General features: G+C 65.9%; 16 protein-coding genes. 7 read left to right on the top strand and 9 right to left on the bottom strand.

The window, feature by feature from the left end; all coding sequences use genetic code 11:
• Nucleotides 1-2: 2 nt before the first annotated feature.
• The 3 genes from PVW49_RS02985 to PVW49_RS02975 all read right to left on the bottom strand — a co-directional run bounded on the left by PVW49_RS02985 (nucleotide 3) and on the right by PVW49_RS02975 (nucleotide 2,782).
• A complete protein-coding gene (locus tag PVW49_RS02985; protein ID WP_274589861.1) occupies nucleotides 3-722 on the bottom strand; it encodes an amino acid ABC transporter permease in 720 nt (239 codons plus the stop codon).
• Nucleotides 723-794: 72 nt separating this feature from the next.
• On the bottom strand, nucleotides 795-1,661 hold the full coding sequence (locus PVW49_RS02980) for an amino acid ABC transporter substrate-binding protein (protein WP_274589860.1): 867 nt from the start codon (nucleotides 1,659-1,661) through the stop codon (nucleotides 795-797).
• A gap of 26 nt (nucleotides 1,662-1,687) precedes the next feature.
• A complete protein-coding gene (locus PVW49_RS02975; protein WP_371398851.1) occupies nucleotides 1,688-2,782 on the bottom strand; it encodes a D-cysteine desulfhydrase in 1,095 nt (364 codons plus the stop codon).
• Between the two features lie 110 nt (nucleotides 2,783-2,892).
• Here PVW49_RS02975 and PVW49_RS02970 point away from each other — a divergent pair, with 110 nt between their 5' ends.
• Together PVW49_RS02970 and PVW49_RS02965 are read left to right on the top strand one after the other, a co-directional pair.
• Nucleotides 2,893-3,816, top strand: a complete 924-nt coding sequence (locus tag PVW49_RS02970) for a LysR family transcriptional regulator (RefSeq protein ID WP_274589859.1) — start codon at nucleotides 2,893-2,895, stop codon at nucleotides 3,814-3,816.
• Between the two features lie 77 nt (nucleotides 3,817-3,893).
• Complete coding sequence (locus PVW49_RS02965; RefSeq protein ID WP_274589858.1) at nucleotides 3,894-5,411, top strand: GAF domain-containing protein; 1,518 nt, start codon at nucleotides 3,894-3,896, stop codon at nucleotides 5,409-5,411.
• A 185-nt stretch (nucleotides 5,412-5,596) separates the two neighbouring features.
• Here PVW49_RS02965 and PVW49_RS02960 read toward each other — a convergent pair whose 3' ends face one another.
• The 6 genes from PVW49_RS02960 to PVW49_RS02935 are packed head-to-tail and all read right to left on the bottom strand — an operon-like array spanning nucleotide 5,597 to nucleotide 11,376.
• Nucleotides 5,597-6,061 (bottom strand): phosphatase domain-containing protein, encoded by a 465-nt coding sequence (locus tag PVW49_RS02960; protein ID WP_074834692.1) that lies wholly within the window; start codon nucleotides 6,059-6,061, stop codon nucleotides 5,597-5,599.
• On the bottom strand, nucleotides 6,058-6,603 hold the full coding sequence (locus tag PVW49_RS02955; RefSeq protein WP_274589857.1) for a histidine phosphatase family protein: 546 nt from the start codon (nucleotides 6,601-6,603) through the stop codon (nucleotides 6,058-6,060). The genes PVW49_RS02960 and PVW49_RS02955 overlap by 4 nt, the downstream gene beginning before the upstream one ends.
• On the bottom strand, nucleotides 6,600-7,616 hold the full coding sequence (locus tag PVW49_RS02950; protein WP_274589856.1) for an MBL fold metallo-hydrolase: 1,017 nt from the start codon (nucleotides 7,614-7,616) through the stop codon (nucleotides 6,600-6,602). The genes PVW49_RS02955 and PVW49_RS02950 overlap by 4 nt, the downstream gene beginning before the upstream one ends.
• A gap of 51 nt (nucleotides 7,617-7,667) precedes the next feature.
• The gene (locus PVW49_RS02945) at nucleotides 7,668-8,717 is read right to left on the bottom strand and encodes an ABC transporter ATP-binding protein (RefSeq protein WP_048530403.1); all 1,050 of its coding nucleotides are present in this window, start codon (nucleotides 8,715-8,717) and stop codon (nucleotides 7,668-7,670) included.
• On the bottom strand, nucleotides 8,705-10,408 hold the full coding sequence (locus PVW49_RS02940; protein ID WP_074834687.1) for an ABC transporter permease: 1,704 nt from the start codon (nucleotides 10,406-10,408) through the stop codon (nucleotides 8,705-8,707). Before PVW49_RS02940 ends, PVW49_RS02945 begins: the two co-directional genes overlap by 13 nt.
• Nucleotides 10,408-11,376, bottom strand: coding sequence for an ABC transporter substrate-binding protein (locus PVW49_RS02935; protein ID WP_274589855.1), 969 nt, complete (start codon nucleotides 11,374-11,376; stop codon nucleotides 10,408-10,410). Before PVW49_RS02935 ends, PVW49_RS02940 begins: the two co-directional genes overlap by 1 nt.
• A 168-nt stretch (nucleotides 11,377-11,544) precedes the next feature.
• On the opposite strand from PVW49_RS02935, the gene PVW49_RS02930 reads away from it, so the two are divergent.
• From PVW49_RS02930 to PVW49_RS02910, 5 genes are all read left to right on the top strand, one after another.
• A complete protein-coding gene (locus PVW49_RS02930; protein WP_274589854.1) occupies nucleotides 11,545-12,312 on the top strand; it encodes a DeoR/GlpR family DNA-binding transcription regulator in 768 nt (255 codons plus the stop codon).
• 120 nt (nucleotides 12,313-12,432) lie between these two features.
• Nucleotides 12,433-13,683: a sarcosine oxidase subunit beta family protein gene (locus tag PVW49_RS02925; RefSeq protein ID WP_074834868.1), complete on the top strand. Its 1,251-nt coding sequence runs from the start codon at nucleotides 12,433-12,435 to the stop codon at nucleotides 13,681-13,683.
• A gap of 67 nt (nucleotides 13,684-13,750) precedes the next feature.
• Nucleotides 13,751-14,038 carry a sarcosine oxidase subunit delta gene (locus PVW49_RS02920; RefSeq protein WP_074834682.1) on the top strand — a complete coding sequence of 96 codons (288 nt, stop codon included), beginning with the start codon at nucleotides 13,751-13,753 and terminating at the stop codon, nucleotides 14,036-14,038.
• Nucleotides 14,035-16,992 carry a sarcosine oxidase subunit alpha family protein gene (locus PVW49_RS02915; RefSeq protein WP_274589853.1) on the top strand — a complete coding sequence of 986 codons (2,958 nt, stop codon included), beginning with the start codon at nucleotides 14,035-14,037 and terminating at the stop codon, nucleotides 16,990-16,992. The genes PVW49_RS02920 and PVW49_RS02915 overlap by 4 nt, the downstream gene beginning before the upstream one ends.
• On the top strand, nucleotides 16,985-17,548 hold the full coding sequence (locus PVW49_RS02910) for a sarcosine oxidase subunit gamma (protein WP_274589852.1): 564 nt from the start codon (nucleotides 16,985-16,987) through the stop codon (nucleotides 17,546-17,548). Before PVW49_RS02915 ends, PVW49_RS02910 begins: the two co-directional genes overlap by 8 nt.
• The last annotated feature ends 66 nt before the right edge of the window (nucleotides 17,549-17,614 follow it).

Raw genomic sequence — 17,614 nt, 5'->3', positions numbered from 1 at the left:
GCTCAGCCTTCCTTTCCGACAAAGCCCGGAATGCGGGTGTACTTCTCGAGGAGCTGCATCAGCACCGTGGCGACCAACGCGATGCAGACATAGATGACGGTGGCAGCGGTGAAGGCCTCGAAGCCCTGAAAGGTGAATTCGGCGATCTGCTGGCTTTGCGCGGTGAGCTCCAACAGGCCGATTGTCAGTGCCAGCGAGGAGTTTTTGAACACGGTGAGAAATTCCGAGGTCAGCGGCGGCACAATCATGCGAAACGAGATCGGCAGAAGCACGTAGCGGTAGGTCTGTGCGATGCTGAGACCATGGGCTGTAGCCGCCGCCGACAGGCCGGGCGGCACGGTCTCGATCCCGGCGCGCACCTGTTCGGCAATGCGCGAGGCAGTGTAGAGCCCCAGCGCCACCACGGCGGTGACAAACTCGGGGTTGGGCATGTCGCGCTTCATCCAGCGGCCCAGATCCTCGGGCACCAGCTCGGGCACCGCGAAATACCAGATGAACATCTGGACCAGCAGCGGCACGTTGCGAAAGATCTCGACATAGGTGGCGCAGATGCCGCGGATCAGCCGGTTCGGCATGGTCTTGCCCACACCCACCAGCGCGCCGATCACCAGCGCCAGGCACCAGGCGGTGAGCGCGACACTCACGGTCCATCCAAAGCCGCTGATCAGCCAGTGCAGATAGGGCTCTTCGAACAGCACGCCCCAGTTCCAGTTGTAGTTCATCGGCCCGTCCCTGTGTCCGCCTTCGCATCTTCGTTGGCCCCGGCAGCGCAAACCGCCGGGGCCGGGTCTGGTTCATTCAGGCAGGGCACCGAGCTGGAACGAGGCTTTCAGCAGGGGGTCGAGCGTCACGCCCATCGGGCCGAACCACTTTTCATAGATCGTCTCGATCTCGCCGCTGCGGAACATCTCGGCCAGGGCCTTCTTGCCCACCAGTTCAAAGGCGCTGTCATCGCGGCGCACCATGATGGCGTAGGGATCAAAGGACAAGAAGTCGCCGACTACCGCCAGCTCGTCCGGCGATTTGGATTTCGAGATCAGCCCGTGCAGCAGGATGTGGTCGGTGGCATAGGCATCCACCCGGTCGGTCTCGAGCGCCAGCAGCCCTTCGGCGTGATCGCGCACAGGCAGGATCTTGACGTCCATGCCGGCCTCTTCCACCGCCGCGGTGATGACGCGTTCGTTGGTGGTGCCCTGCGCCAGCGCAATCGCCTTGCCGTCGAGATCGGCCACCGAAGCAATATCGCCGTCCTTGCGGGCAAGGATCTTGGTGCCGGTGACAAAGGTTGTGGGCAGGTATTCCACTTGCTGTTGGCGGGTCAGATTGTTGGTGGTCGATCCGCATTCGAGATCGATGGTGCCATTGGCCATCAGGGCGATCCGGGTCTTGGGATTGACCGGCACGTATCTGACGGTGAGCTCCTGCCCCAGCTCGGCCGAGACCTGATCGACGATCTTGTGGCAGAGGTCGAGCGAATAGCCCACCGGCTTCTGGTTCTCGTCGAGATAGGCAAAGGGCACCGAGCTTTCGCGGTGGCCGATCACGATCTCGCCGCTCTCGGCGATCTTGGCGAGGGTGCCGGTCAGCTCCTGGCCGGTGGCGCCTGTCACGGGCAGAGCGAGCGCCATCGCGGCAGCGATTGCAACGTTTTTCAGTGTCATGTTGTACTTCCCTGTTGTTGAGATTTTCAGTCGGTGTAGCCGGGCAGATCGAAGCAGTCGGCATAGCCAAACAGCGCCGCGCTGCCGCCGGTGTGCAGAAAGACGACGTTCTCCATGCCGTCGAAATAGCCCTTGCGAACCTGGTCGATCAGCCCGTCGAGCCCCTTGCCGGAATAGACCGGATCAAAGAGCAGCCCTTCGGTCCGGGCGAGCAGCTTGACGCCGGTCTTCATCCCCTCGGTCGGCAGGCCATAGCCCGGCCCGACGTAGTCGCAATTCGCCCGAACCTGCGCGCGGTCGATGCGCAGCCCGGTGCCGAGGTGCCCGGCGGTGCGCTGCGCCAGGTCAAAGACCATCTGCTCCTGCTTGTCCTGCGGCGCGCGCACGCCGATGCCCAGCAGGTGAATATCGCTCTCGATCGCCGCCAGCCCGGTGACCAGCCCCGCCTGGGTGCCCGAGCTGCCGGTGGCATGCACCAGCGCATCGATCTTCAACCCCATGTCGTCGGCCTGTTCGGTTAGTTCCCGGGCGCAGTTGACATAGCCCAATGCCCCGATCTCGTTCGAGCCGCCGCCGGGGATGACATAAGGCGCCTGCCCCGCCTCTCGCAGCGTGTCGGCCAGTGCCGCCATCTCGGCGTTCATGTCGGCGCCACCGGGGCGTTTCGACACGCTGGCGCCATGCAGCCGATCCAGCAGCACGTTGCCGTTCAGGATGTAGTCTGGATCGTTCGAGCCGGTGCGATCCTCGAGCAGGATATGGCAGGACATGCCGACCTTCGCCGCCGCCGCGGCCGTCTGGCGGGCGTGGTTCGATTGGGTCGCGCCCTGGGTGATGATGGTGTCGGCGCCCTTGGTCTGGGCATCGGCAACCAGGTATTCCAGCTTGCGCGTCTTGTTGCCGCCGGACGACAGGCCCGTGCAATCGTCGCGCTTCACCCAGAGCCGCGGCCCGCCCAGTTTCTCGCTCAACCGGTCCATCGGTTCGAGCGGCGTCGGCAGATGGCCGAGGCGCAGGCGGGGGAATGTGGCAAGGGTGATCGCCAGCTCCTTGCACAGGGTCAACCGGTGTTGATCGTCCAGTTCCGACCTGTCCAGGCTAGCGTGGTCTGCTGCGGGCATCGAGAGTTCCTTTCATCGCGTTGCCCAACACATTTCCGAGTCTGAGGCAAAAATATAATGCTTTTTTCTACGTCCACCCATACACATCGTATGACCAAACGGAGATGGCGATGGATTTGCAATGGCTCGAAGACGTTCTGGTGCTGCTCGAGGAACAGAACCTCACCCGTGCGGCGGGCCGGCGCAACATCACCCAGCCGGCGTTTTCCCGGCGCATCCGCAGCTTCGAGGACTGGCTCGGTACGCCGGTGCTCTCCCGCGAGGTCAACCGCATTTCGGTCAGCCCGGCACTGAGCGAGCACGAGCAGGAAATCCGCGCCCTGACCTCCCGCATTCGCGAGCTGCGCGGCAATATCGCCAACCACCAGCCATCCAGCATCACCGTCACGATCACCGCGCAACATGCGCCGATCCATTCGAAATTTCCCGACCTTGCCATCGAGGCGCGGCGGCAGTTTCCAATGGTCCGCTTTCGCCTTCGGGCCGGCAATCAGCGCGACTGCATCGGCCTCTTCCTGCGGGGCGATGCCAGCATCTTTCTCAGTTACGAAGCGCGCGGCGTGCCGCCTCTGCTGTTTGGCGACAGCGTCAAGCGGGCGGCCTGCGGCCGTGACCGGCTGGTGCCGGTGATCGGCGGCCGGCTCCGCTACCGGTTCAATCGCGACCAGCGGCTACCCGAGGATTTTCCCTGCGTCACCTACCCGGAAGACAGCCATTTCGGCGAGATCCTCGCGCGCGCCGGCCGCCCCTTCGGCACCCGGCAGATGTCGCGCAACTCGCTGTGCGAAACCGCGCTTTCGAGCGGCATCAAGGAGCTGGTGCTGAAAGGCCTGGGCTTGGGCTGGCTGCCGCTGAGCATGTGTTACCGCGAGCTGGAAAGCGGCGACATCCTCTCGACCGCGCATCACCTCGGACATGAGGACATCGAGATGGTGCTTTATGCCAATACAGAAAGCAAGACCGCCATCGCGCTGATCGACCATTGGCAGAAGGTGTTCGCGCTGCGACCGGCCGAGCTGGACGGACCCCCGTGATCCTTGGGCCTGCGGGCAATTGTCTCGACACCGCCGCACAGCGAGGATAGCTGTTGCAGAAACTGCGGACGAGCCAGATGGTACCTTTGGAAACTCTCTTCAACCGCGCGCTTGACGCGGTGGTCGGCATGGACGAATCCGGGCACGTCACCGCGTGGAACGGCTCTGCCGAAGAGATCTTCGGCTGGTCCCGGGAGGAAGCCCTGGGCGCCTTGATGGGCGATCTGATCGTTCCTCCGCAATATCGTGAGGCCCACGCCCGGGGCCTGGCGCATTACAACCGCACGGGCGAAGGCCCGGTTCTCGAACAACGTATCCAGATCACTGCCATGCACCGCGACGGGCATGAGTTTCCCGTCGAACTGTCGATCTTTCCGATGCGCGAGGAGCGCTGCTTTTACGCCTTTATCCGCAGCATGGTCGCCGAAGAGGCCGCCCGCCGCGAGCAGGAATTCCGCGCGCGCGAGGCCGACGCGCTCCTGGCGGTGGCGCAGAAGCTTCTGGACGATGTCTCGCTCGACGAGTTCACCCAGTTCTGCCTCGACACCGTCTGCTCGGTCTCGGGCATGAAGGCGGGGCATTTCCACGTGGTGCGCGGCACCGGCCGCCAGGCCCGCCTGCATCCGACGGGCATCTGGCACCTCGCCGATCCGCGTCTCGCCCCCGTTGTCGAGGTCACCGCCCCGCTGCGCTTTCGCCGGGGCGAGGGGCTTCCCGGCCGGGCCTGGCAATCCGGCCAGCTCGAGGCGCTGGAGAACCTCTCCGCCTCCGATCAGTTCGTCCGGCGCGACACCTTTTCGCAGGTCGGCCTCACCCGGGCGGTTGCCCTGCCGGTGTCGCAGGGCGGCCAGGTGCATGGCGTGCTGGAGTTCTTCGGCACCGAAGAGGCTCGGCTCGACAGCGAGCTGCTGCGCATGTTGCAGACCATCGGCAGCCAGATCGGTGTCGCCATCCGACGCAAGGAAAGCGCCGAGCACCGCGAGACCCTGCGCCGCGAGATGAGCCACCGGGTGGGCAACAGCCTGACCGTCCTGGCCTCGATCTACCGCAGCTGCTCGAAAGTGGCCAAGGACAAGGCAGAGCTCGACGAGGCCTTTCTGGGCCGGCTGATGGCCGTCGGACGGGCCAATCGCATCGCCGTCGAGGACGGCGGCCAAGGCCTCGCGCTGCCGGCCCTGATCCGGGCCGCGATCGGGATCCTGCCCGACCATGGCAGCATCACGATCGAAACGCCCGAACTTGTCGTCGGTGGCGAGACGGTCATGCCGCTGGCGCTGGTGCTCAACGAATTGGCGACCAACACGCTGAAACACAACGCGGCCTATGAAGACGCGCGCCTGTCGATCTGCGGCCGTTACGACACGACGCAGGGCCATCTCGTGCTCGAATGGCGCGAAACCCGCAACGCGCCGCTTGCCTCGACCCCAAGCGATCCTGAACGCATCGGCTTTGGCACCCAGCTCATTCAGCTCATGGTCGAAGGGCGGTTGGACGGCACCTGCGAGCGAAAGCTGGACGAAACCGGCTTCCTCTGCACCCTGCGCCTGCCAACGGATCGTATCGCCGCTCCGGCGGACCCGGCGCCGCCGGGCTAGACCGGTCAAGACCGCCTCCGGCGCGCTCGGCCTGGTCCTCCGGCCGGTGGTCCGCATCGTGGCGATCCAAACCGGTTTCTTCACCCCCTACCGATGTGGGCGCGCTCAGCCCAAGTCCCGGCTTTGGGGGGTCGACCACCAGATCAAGGTGGGCCGATTGTTCGACGCCCGCCCCGCGCCTTTGTTCAGAAATCCCCGGGCGCGCATTGCAGACAAACAAGCCCTTCGGCCCGCCAGGCGTCGACGACGGAGCTTCGGTCATCGATGATCAGCCAGGGAACAAGCCCGTCCGCCTTCATCTCGGCCAGCGCGCGGCGTTTGACGTCGGGGTCGCTGGCCGCGTCCTGGTCTTCCCCCCGCAGGTAAAGCCCGTCGAACGGCAGATCGTGCTTGTGCAGCCAGGCAATCGTGTGGTCGGCCCAGCCCCGCGGCCGGCCCGAGCAGATCACGATGGTTTCGCCGCTTTCCTTCAGCCGCTGCATCAATCTGGCGATCGGCGCGATCAGCGGAGCATCGGCCATGGCGAGGTGAAACTCCTCCCATTGCTTTTCGATCCCATGCACCAGATGCCCCAGTTTGCCGGCATCGAACTCGGCCAGGGTTCCATCGACGTCAAACACCACGCAGGGGGTGGCAACGGCATCTTTCATAGCTCTTTCTCCTCGAATTGGCCGTCGGATCGCTGAAACAGGATCGGGACGGCATTGGCGGGCCGCGCTCCGACGCCGCCGCCGGTCCAGAGCATCCGGGCGGCGCGGATCACGCCGGAATGGCAAACCAGAACGGGCAAGGCGGCGCCGGATGCGGCACAGATTTCACAAATCGCCTGATGCACCCGCGCTTGCATCCCGGGCCAGCACTCACCGGCCTCCGGGGTGTCCTCGCGGCGGGGCTGGTCGGCCAGGGGGCGGCCTTCGAACACCCCCCAGTCGCGCTCGCGCAGCCCGTCGTGGCAGGTGAAGGCCAGACCGGGAAAGCCCAGTTCGCAGGTCTCCCGCGCGCGCGACAGCGGGCTGGAATACAGGGCGATCCGCATGGGCCAGGCACGGTCGGCCAGGGCACGGGCCTGCGCGCGGCCGCGCTCGGTCAGCGCCACATCGGTGCGCCCGGCAATGCAGCCATCGGCATTGGCCGTGGTCTCGCCATGGCGGATCAGGCAGAAGCTGCGGGGCGGCGGCGCGACGTCGGTCACAGCCGCACCGGATCGTGCAGGAAAATCTCCACTCCGAGATCCTCGATCAAGTAGTCCTCGGGCTGAGCGCAGAACGCCGGGGCAAACCGTTTCGCGCCGAGCCGTTCGAGCATCCTGACCTGATCGCGAAACGGCGGATGCACGTTCCAGCGCTGAAAATATCCGCCCGGCACGCGGCAGATAGCCCGCGCATGGGCGGTCATGTGACCGGTAAAAACCACATGCGCATCACGGCCCAGACGCCCGCTTTCATGCCAGGCCCGGACATAGCCCCAGGCCGCGCCGCCATCGGCATTCGGCGTGTCGCAGACCAGAAAGCGCGCCTGATCCATCGGCCCGCGCGACAGCAGCGGTGCGATCTCCTGCACCGCCGGGCCTAGCGCGGCGCTGGCCAGGGCGGCGCGCAGGGTTGCCTGGCATTCGGGATCGAACATGACGCTCTCGACCCCGTAGCGCCGGATCAGGTGCAACGCCATTTCGCCGGCGCGTCCCGAGGGCGGCACCGGCAAAAGCACCTGGCCTTCCAGCCCGTCGAGCAGCGCATCCAGCGCCGCAAAGCGCTCTGATTGCGGCACGTCGTCGAGATGGTAAGAGCAATCGAGAATGGCGGTGGCCGCCGTTGGGGGCGGATCAAAGGGGAACCAGTCGGATTCCTCGGACCAGTCGCCGGAATAGAACACCCCCTCTCCCAGCGCGAAATGCATCCAGACCCCGCCCAAGGCATGGCCGTTGCGCCCGGTGGTCAGGCGCACGCTGTCGATAACGGTTTCGCCCTGTTCGGGCAGCAGATGCACCTCGGCCGCGGGCGGCAGGGCGCGGGCGGTCTGGGCGGTGGCAAAGATCGGCAGGCCGGCCTCCACCGCATGCGAGGCGCCGCCGATATGATCGATGTGGTCATGGGTGATGAACACCGCATCCGCACCGTGGAGCCAGGCAGGGTCGAAATGGGCATGGGCCTCGGGGCCGAAGCCGCAATCCAGCAGCCAGCGCCGGTCGCCGAGGTTAAGTTGCATGCAGGCGGGGCCTTTGTCGCCGATGCCGGAAAGGAGTCTTACGCTTTGCATTCAGTCCTCGGAAAACGCCCATGGGGTGGTGATGGTCAGGCCGAGTTGGGCGCCGACATCGAATTTTGCCCGCGTCTCGGCGAGCAGCCGGGTGCCGCAGTCGGCCACGGTTTCCAGCAGGTATTTCCCGCCCAGATAGGTGACCCGCGCGACCCTGGCCCTGAGATCGCCGGTCTCGGTGATGGTCAGGTTCTCCGGGCGCAGGCAGACGTGGTCGATGCCGCCGCCGTTCCGGCCGCTCTGCACCGCGATCCGCGCGCCCAGCACCTGGGCATGGACCGCGCTATCGGTCGCTTCGACCGCCTGCACCGGAACCACCGTGCCACGGCCGACGAATTCGGCCACAAACCGGTTGCGCGGGCGCTCATAAAGCGTCTGGGGCGTGTCGAATTGCTGGATCGTGCCACGATCCATCACCGCGATCCGGTCGGCCATGGCCATGGCTTCGGCCTGGTCGTGGGTGACATAGACCATGGTCGCGCCAGTGCGCCGGTGGAAATCGGTGAACACCCCCTGCATCGAGGCCCGAAGCGCCACATCCAGGTTGGCCAGCGGCTCATCCAGCAGCACGGCGTCGGGATCGGACACCAGACAGCGCGCCAGCGCCACCCGTTGCCGCTGCCCGCCGGAGAGTTCCGACGGCATGCGGCCGGCGTAGGCGCCAAGCCCGGTGGCGGCCAGCGCCGCCTCGGTCTGCTCGGCAATCTGCGCCCGGGCCAGCCGGCGAATTTCCAGCGGATACGCGATGTTGCGGCGCACGGACATATGCGGCCAGAGCGCATAGGATTGGAACACGAAGCCGATGTTGCGACGCTCTGGCGGCACCATCGCGCCGCTGCCGGCATCGGCCATGGTGCGCCGGCCAATGCCGATCTGCCCGGCGCTCGGCATCTCGAAGCCGGCCAGAAGCCGCAGAAGCGTGGTCTTGCCGCAGCCCGACGGCCCCAGCAGCGCAATGAATTCCCCGTCTTCGAAGCGGGTGGTGATGTCGGACAAGGCGGGGGCGCCCGCAAATGTCTTGCCGACCGACGACAGGCTTATGTCTGCCATGGAACAACTCCTTTCGGAAAACGGCGCGAGAACAGCTCGATCAGGGCCATCAGCGCCATGACCACAAACACGATGGTCATCGCCAGGGCACTGGCCATCGCGGTTTCGCCGCTGTCATCGAGATTGAAGATCACCACGCCCAGGGTCTCGGTGCCCGACGACCACAACAACGCCGAGACGGTCAGCTCATTGAACGCGGTGAGGAACACCAGGATCGCGCCGGCGGCGGCGGCGGGAGCGGAAAGCGGCAGGATCACGTCGCGCAACCGCTGGAACAGCGAGGCGCCGACCGATTGCGCCGCTTCGCCCATCGCCGGGTCGAGCTGTTTGAGGCTGGCCTGCACCGGGCGGAACATGACGGCGAAGAACCGTGCCAGATAGGCCAGGAAAATGATCCAGATCGTGCCGTAGAGCGTGGCCTCGGTAAATGGCAGCTTGATCAACAGCAGGATCATCGCGATCGACAGCACCACGCCGGGCAGCGCATAAGGCAGGTCGAGCAGGCTGTCGAAGAGCCGCGACAACCGGGTCGGATTGCGCTCCATCAGCCAGGCCAGCGGCAGGCAGAGCGCCATCAGCACCAGGGCCGCCCCGAGGGCGAGGCCAAAGGAATTCGCAAAGGCCCGGGCCGTCACCGGCTGACGCAACAGCACCTCGGACCACGACGCCAGGGTCACCGTATCGAGGCGCAGCGGCACGCCGTAGGCCGGCACCAGCGAGGTCGCCAGCAGGCCGAACATCGGCAGCACCAAGATCGCGCAGACCACGGCCCAGAGCAGGATCTCAACCGGCAGCCGCGCCGCGCCCAGCGGAATGGCAAGCGGCCGCGAGGTCGCGCCGACCAGATGGACCTTTTGCCGCGACTGGAAGAACCGCTGTACCAGAATGCCTGCCACCGCCACCGTCCCGATCAGCATGGCCAGCACCGAAACCTCGGCCAGCACGCTGGTGCCCATGCCGGCGAGTTTCTGATAGACCAGCGTCGGCAGCGTCGCATAACCCGCCGGAATGCCCAGCATGGCCGGAATGCCGAAATTGCCGAGCGCGGTGACAAAGGTGATCGCGGTGCCGGCGGCCAGGCTCGGCAGGGTCAGCGGCATCACCACCTGCCACCAGGTGCGCAACCCCCGCGCGCCGCTGATCCGCGCCGCTTCGACCACCTCCTGCGGGATCGCCCGCAGCCCGGCACGCAGGGTCAGGAAGATGATCGACATGTGCTGAATGCCCAGCAGCAGGATGATGCCCTCGGCGGAATACAGTGGCTGCGGCGCGCCCAGCGGCGGCGCCAGGCCCAGCGTCTTGAGCAGCACCGACGACGGCCCCATGATCTGGGTCCAGGACAGCGCGGTGATCTGCGGCGGGATCATCATCGGGATCATCAGGCAGAAGACCAGCGCCGCCTTGGCCCGCAGATCGGTCAGCGCCACCAGAAAGGCAAATCCCGCGCCCAACACCAGAGACACCAGGGTGCCAAAGCCCGCTGTGATCAGCGAATGTTTCAGCGCGCTGAGCGTCGCGGGCTGCGACAGGACCCCGCCCATCAGCGCCAGACCGGGTGTCCCCTGATCGGTCACTCCTTCGACAAACAGCCGCAGGACCGGCGCCAGCGTAAGGCAGATCGCCACCACCAGAATGGCAGAGAGCAGCCGGCCTTCCGACCGGCTGCCTCCCGATTTCGTCGCCAGACCCATTATTCGGCGCCGAACAGCTCTGCGAATTTCGCCTTGTTGGCTTCGGCGTTCTCCAGCGCGACCGCCGGGTCGAAGGCCATCAGCGCGATGTCTTCCCGCGCCGGAAAGCCCGCGGGCACGCCCATGCCGTCGCGCGCCGGAATATAGCCCATGTCGAGCACCAGCTCCTGACCGGCTTCACCGAGCAGGAAATCGACGAATTTTTGGGCGCCTTCGACGTTCTTGGCCGAGGACATGATCGCCACCGGCTCTGTCACGTAAGACACGCCCTCTTCGGGAAAGACGAACTCGACCGGCGAGCCATCGGCCTTGTTGCGGATGGCGAGGAAGTCGACGACCATGCCATAGGGTTTTTCGCCTGCGGCCACCGCCTTGAAGGTGCCGCCGTTGCCGCCCTGGGCGCGGGCATCGTTGGCGGCCAGCGCACCGTAGTAATCCCAGCCGAGGCTTTCGTCGCCCGTCAGGGTGGCAAGATGGATCAGCGCCGCACCGGAATAGAGCGGCGACGGCATTGCGATCTGGCCCTTGAGCGCGGCATCGGACAGGTCGGCCCAGGAGTCTGGCGCCGTCTCGACGCCGGTGTTGTAGACGATGCCGGTGGTGATCAGCTTGGTCGAGTGATAGTACCCCTCGGCCGAATAGAGCGCGGCGTCGTAATTGGCGGCCTCGGGCGATTGATAGGCGGTCAGAAGCCCCTCTTGCGCCATGCCTTCCAGCGTCACGGTATCGGCGATCAGCAGAACGTCGGGCTGCGGGTTGCCGGCTTCGATCTCGGCGCGCAGACGGGCCATCAACTTGGTCGTGCCGTCACGGACCCATTCCACTTCGGTGCCCGGATTGGCCGCTTCGAAAGCATCGACGGTCTGTTGCGCATCGGCGTTCGGCTGGGAGGTATAAAGCGTGATCGTGTCTGCCATGGCGGTGCTGGCCATGAGGGCAAAGGCGGTCGTGGTGAGGAAGATCTTCATGGGGCTCTCCTGGAGATGCAGCTTTCGTTCGAAAGTAGTTCACGAGTGCCTTATTCCCGCCGGAGGCAACGATTTTGTGACAGAAACGTAAACTTTTTAATGATATTGCGCCGAATTTCGTTCCCGCCTAACCTTGCCGTAACCTGCGGTTGTTTTCGAAGGAAAGTCATGAAGCGATTGGACCTGGCAGCGCGCCGTGACCGCATCATCGCGCTCCTGTCGGAGGAAGGCGAGCTGTCGGCGGCCGAGTTGTCCGGCCGTCTTGCGGTGTCGGTTCAGACCATCCGGGCGGATTTGCGTGATCTCGATGACGCCGCCCTGGTGCAGCGCCGCAATGGCGCGGCGCGCCTGCGCCAGCAAAGCGAGAACATCGGCTATCTCCCGCGCGAGAGCGTCTCGCGCCAGGAAAAGCGGCGCATCGCCCTGGCTGTGAAGAACCTGATCCCCGACGGCGCGCGCGTCGCGCTTGGCACCGGCACCACGGTCGAGCAATGCGCGCGTCTTCTGGCCGCGCGCGAGAACCTGTTTGTCGCAACCAACAGCATTCATGCGGTCTGCGCCTTGCAAAACGCCCCGGGCGCCGTGGTCGAACTGGCGGGCGGGTCGGTGCGGATGCGCGATCTCGACATGATCGGCATTGCCGCGCATGCGTTCTTTGCCAATTTCCGGGTGGATTACGCGGTGTTCAGCTGCGGCGGCCTGTCGCCCGACGGCGCGGTGATGGATTACAATTCCGACGAGATTTCGGCCCGCAAGGCGATCGCCGGCTGTGCCAACACCACGATTCTGGTCGCCGACACCGAAAAGGCCGGGCTGGACCTGGCCTGCCGGCACGCGCATCTGTGGGATTACGACGTGATCGTCACCGGCGCGCAATTGCCTGCCGATGTGCGGCGCGCCTGCGCGCAGCGGTCTTGCCGCCTGCTTCGGGTCTGAGCCGTTTCCCCGCGCGGCGACTGTCGCCGATGTCGGGTTTGAACAGCGACCCGTCCGATCCCGACCTCGCAAACACAGGCGGATGCAGGCATCTTGGTGTCGCAAATGAGCGAGGTCGCGATGAAGTACTCTGGTCTGCGTGTCATCAAGGAAGCCCTGACCGGCCACAGGGGCTGGGGCCCGGCGTGGCGCGATCCCGAGCCGCAGAAAAGCTATGACTACGTGATCATCGGCGGCGGCGGACACGGGCTGGCAACCGCCTATTACCTGGCCAAACATTTCGGCAAGAAACGCATTGCGGTGCTGGAGAAAGGCTGGATCGGCGGCGGCAACGTCGGGCGGAACACCACGATCATCCGGTCGAACTACCTTCTGGATGGCAATGAGCCGTTTTACGAATATTCGCTCAAGCTGTGGGAGGGTCTGGAGCAGGAGCTGAACTACAACGCGATGGTCAGCCAGCGCGGCATTCTCAATCTCTATCACAGCGACGGCCAGCGCGACGCCTTTGTCCGCCGGGGCAATGCCATGATCCTGAACGGCGCCGATGCCGAGCTTCTGGACGTCGATCAGATCCGCGCGCGCTATCCGTTTCTCGATTTCGAGAATGCGCGTTTCCCGATCAAGGGCGGGCTGGCCCAGCATCGCGGCGGCACCGTGCGCCACGACGCGGTGGCCTGGGGCTACGCGCGCGGCGCCGACAGCCATGGCGTCGACATCCTCCAGAACTGCGAGGTCACCGGTTTGCGCATCGAGGCCGGCGCCATCCGGGGCGTCGAGACTTCGCGCGGCTATATCGGCGCCGGGAAAGTCGCCTCCTGCGTTGCCGGATCGTCGAGCCGTGTCATGGCACTGGCCGACATACGCCTGCCGATCGAGAGTCACGTCTTGCAGGCCTTTGTCTCCGAGGGGCTGAAACCGGTGCTGCCGGGGGTGATCACCTTTGGCGCCGGGCATTTCTATTGCAGCCAGTCGGACAAGGGCGGGCTGGTCTTTGGCGGCGATATCGACGGCTACAATTCCTATGCCCAGCGCGGCAATCTGCCCACGGTCGAGGACGTCTGTGAAAGCGGCATGGCGCTGATCCCGGCGCTGGGCCGGGCGCGGCTCCTGCGGATGTGGGGCGGCGTCATGGACATGTCGATGGACGGCTCGCCGATCATCGACCGCACCCATATCGACGGGCTCTATTTCAATGGCGGCTGGTGTTACGGCGGCTTCAAGGCGACGCCGGCCTCGGGCATGTGCTATGCGCATCTGCTGGCCACCGACACCCCGCATGAAACCGCCACCGCCTATCGCCTCGACCGGTTCCGCCGCGGGCGGATGATCGACGAAAAGGGCGTGGGCGCGCAACCCAACCTGCATTGACCATGCGTTTCCCGGAAAACGTGAGAACCGGCTTTGCGGTTCGAGATGCGCACAAAGGATCTGACAGATGATGATCGACCATCCCCTCCTCGGCCCGCGTGACGCGCAGGAGTTCACCTATCTCGGCGATGCGTCGCTAATCGACCGCCCCGACTGGCAGGCCGAGGATGCCGTGGATCAATTCCACGACTACCTCTACCTGCGCGACAACCCGGCGGGCGAACATCGCGAGCTGTGGTTCCACGAGGTGGGCGACCGCAGCTGGCTGGTGGTGACGCGCAATACGCTGACCCATCAGATCACATCGGTCGAACTGGCCCGCGACGTGGCCCGCAGCCGGGGGCGCAGCAAATGAGCCAGAAAAACCGACTTCCGGGCGGCCAGATCGACCGCAGCCAGAACCTCGACTTCACGTTCGACGGCAAGCGTTTCACGGGCCACCCCGGCGACACGCTGGCCTCGGCGCTGATGGCCAACGGCGTGCGGCTGATGGGCCGGTCGTTCAAGTATCACCGCCCGCGCGGGGTGCTGACCTCGGGCAGCGAAGAGCCCAATGCGCTGGTCGAACTGCGCTCCGGCGCGCGGCAGGAGCCCAACACCCGCGCCACCACCGCCGAACTCTTCGACGGGCTCGAGGCCAGAAGCCAGAACCGCTGGCCCTCGCTCACCTTTGACGCCATGGCAGTCAACGACCGGTTCTCGAACTTCCTGACCGCCGGGTTCTACTACAAGACCTTCATGTGGCCCGCCGCCTTCTGGGAAAAGCTTTACGAGCCGATCATCCGCAAGGCCGCCGGGCTGGGCTCCCTGTCGCTGGAGGAAGACCCGGATTCCTACGACAAAGGCTACCTGCATTGCGATCTTCTGATCGTGGGCGCGGGCCCGGCGGGGTTGTCGGCGGCCCTGACGGCAGGCCGCTCCGGTGCGCGGGTGATCCTGGCCGACGAAGATTTTGCCATGGGCGGGCGGCTCAATGCCGAGACCTTTGCCATCGATGACACCGCCGGGGCCGAATGGGCCGCCGCCGCCGTGGCCGAGCTGCACGGCATGAACAACGTCCGGCTCATGCCGCGCACCACGGTGATCGGCGGTTTCGATCATGGCATCTACGGCGCGGTCGAGCGGGTCTCGGACCATCTGCCGACGCCTGCGCCCGGCAAACCGCGCCAGATCCTCTGGCGCGTCTACACCAAGCGCGCCCTGCTCTGCGCCGGGGCCATCGAGCGGCCGATCGTCTTTGCCAACAACGACCGCCCCGGCATCCTGTTGGCCGGGGCCATGCGCGCCTATGCCAATCGCTGGGCGGCGACGCCGGCGCAAAAGGTCGCGGTCTTCACCAACAACGACGACGGCCACCGCACCGCCCGCGATCTGATGGCCAAGGGCGTGAGGGTCGCCGCCGTGATCGACGTTCGCCCCGACGCCCCGCGTATCGCCGATTGCGAGCTGCTGGCCGGCGCGCAGGTGATCGACACCTCCGGCCGGCTCGGCCTCAGCTTTGTCAAGCTGCGTCAGGCCGACGGCTCCGAACGCATCATCGAATGCGGCGCGCTCGGTGTCTCGGGCGGCTGGAACCCCAACGTGCATCTGACCTGCCATCAGCGCGGCCGCCCGGCCTGGAACCCCGCCATCTCTGCCTTCGTTCCCGGCACGGATCTGCCGCAGGGCCAAAGCGTGGCCGGGGCGGCGGCTGGGGCCTTTTCCACCCATGCCGCGCTCCGCTCGGGGGCCGAACAGGCCGCCGCAATTCTCGGCGATCTCGGGATCAAACCCGACAAGGCCCGCCTGCCCCGCGCCGAAGATGCGCCGGTCAACATCCAGCCCTTCTGGCATGTCACCGAAGGCCGCGGCCGCGCCTGGCTGGATCAGCAGAACGACGTCACCGTCAAGGACGTGAAACTGGCGCATCAGGAGAACTTCCGTTCGGTCGAGCACCTCAAGCGCTACACCACGCTAGGCATGGCCACCGATCAGGGCAAGACCTCGAACATGGGCGGGCTGGCGATCATGGCCGAGCTGGCCGGCAAATCGATCCCCGGCGTCGGCACCACCATCTTTCGCCCGCCCTACACACCCGTCGCCATGGGCACGCTGGGCGGCCGGGCGCGCGGGGCGCATTTCCACCCGGTGCGTGAGACGCCCAGCCACATCTGGGCCCGCGAACAGGGCGCCGTTTTCGTCGAAGCCGGCAACTGGCTGCGCGCACAGTGGTTTCCGCGTCCCGGCGAGACCCACTGGCGCCAGAGCGTCGACCGCGAGGTGCGGGCGGTGCGCGGCTCGGTCGGGGTCTGTGATGTGACCACGCTGGGCAAGATCGACGTGCAGGGCACCGACGCGGCGGCCTTCCTCAACAAGGTCTATGCCAATGGCTTTGCCAAGCTGGCGGTCGGCAAGACCCGCTATGGGCTGATGCTGCGCGAGGATGGCATCGTCATGGACGACGGCACCACTGCGCGGCTGGCCGAGGATCACTTCGTGATGACCACCACGACGGCCAATGCCGTGCCGGTCTATCGCCACTTGGAATTCGTCCGCCAGTGCCTGTTCCCGGACATGGACGTGCAACTGATCTCGACCACCGAGGCCTGGGCGCAATATGCCGTGGCCGGGCCCAACGCCCGCAAACTGCTGCAAAAGATCGTCGACCCCGGGTTCGATATCTCGAACGAGGCTTTTCCCTTCATGGCCTGCGGCGCGGTCACGATCTGCGGCGGGCTGCGGGCGCGGCTGTTCCGCATCTCCTTCTCCGGCGAACTGGCCTATGAGATCGCGGTGCCGACGCGTTATGGCGACGCGCTGATCCGCAGGCTGATGGCGGCAGGCGAGGAATTCGACGTGACCCCTTACGGCACGGAAGCCTTGGGCGTCCTGCGGATAGAAAAGGGCCATGCGGCGGGCAATGAGCTGAACGGCACCACCACCGCGCTCAACCTCGGCATGGGGCGGATGGTGTCGAAGAAGAAGGACGCCATTGGTTCGACCCTGTCGGAACGCGCGGGGCTGAACACGCCGGATGCGCTGGCGCTGGTGGGCTTTCTGCCGAAGCTGCCCGAGGAGAAGGTCACCGCCGGCGGGCATCTGATGAACCGCGAGGGCCCCGTCGATGCAAAGCATGACCAGGGCTATGTCACATCGGCCTGCTATTCGCCGATCCTGAACAGCCATATCGGCATCGGCTATCTGAAATCCGGGTCAGAACGCATGGGCGAGCGCCTGCGCCTGGTCAGCCCGTTGACCGGGCAGAACATCGAGGTCGAGGTGGTCTCGGCCCAATTCGTCGATCCAGAGGGAGACCGTCTCCGTGCATGACTTGACCGCAACGACCGCGCTTGGCGGCACCACCGCCGAGGTCCGCGATTTCGAGGGCTTGCGCATTTCGGAATGCCCGGACTGGGCGCTGGCCTCGCTGGCGTCGAGACTGGGCCGCGAGGACGAGGTCGCCGCAGCGGCGCAGGCCCTTCTGGGCGCGGCCCTGCCGGGGGTCGGAGCCTGTGCCGGGGACGGGCCGGTCACGGCCTTCTGGATCGGCCCGGAACAATGGATGCTCGAGGCGCCGCACGGCAGCCACGAAGACCTTGCCGCGCGGATCAAGGCGGCCATGGGGGACGCCGGTTCGGTCACCGAACAGACCGATGGCTGGGTGCGCTTCGACCTGGAGGGCGCTGGCTGTCACCAGGTGCTGGAGCTCCTGTGCAACGCCGACACGCGGCGAATGGACAGCCCGGCCGCAACCCGCACCGCAATCGCGCACCAAAGCTGTTTCCTGATCCGCCGGGCCGAAAGGCATTTCAGCGTGATCGGGCCACGCTCGTCGGCCCAGAGCCTGCATCACGCGCTGATCGAGGCGGCGCACAGCGCGCTCTGACATCGCCGCCCCGCGCCCCGGCCCTGCGCCGGGGCCTCTCGGCCAGTGGGGGAGACGAGGCCCCGA

It is taken from the genome of Marinovum sp. PR37 (genome assembly GCF_028807375.1).
GTDB classification, from domain to species: domain Bacteria; phylum Pseudomonadota; class Alphaproteobacteria; order Rhodobacterales; family Rhodobacteraceae; genus Marinovum; species Marinovum algicola.
Note: the sequence above shows the minus strand (reverse complement) of the source record. Positions and strands in the feature narration are given on the sequence as shown.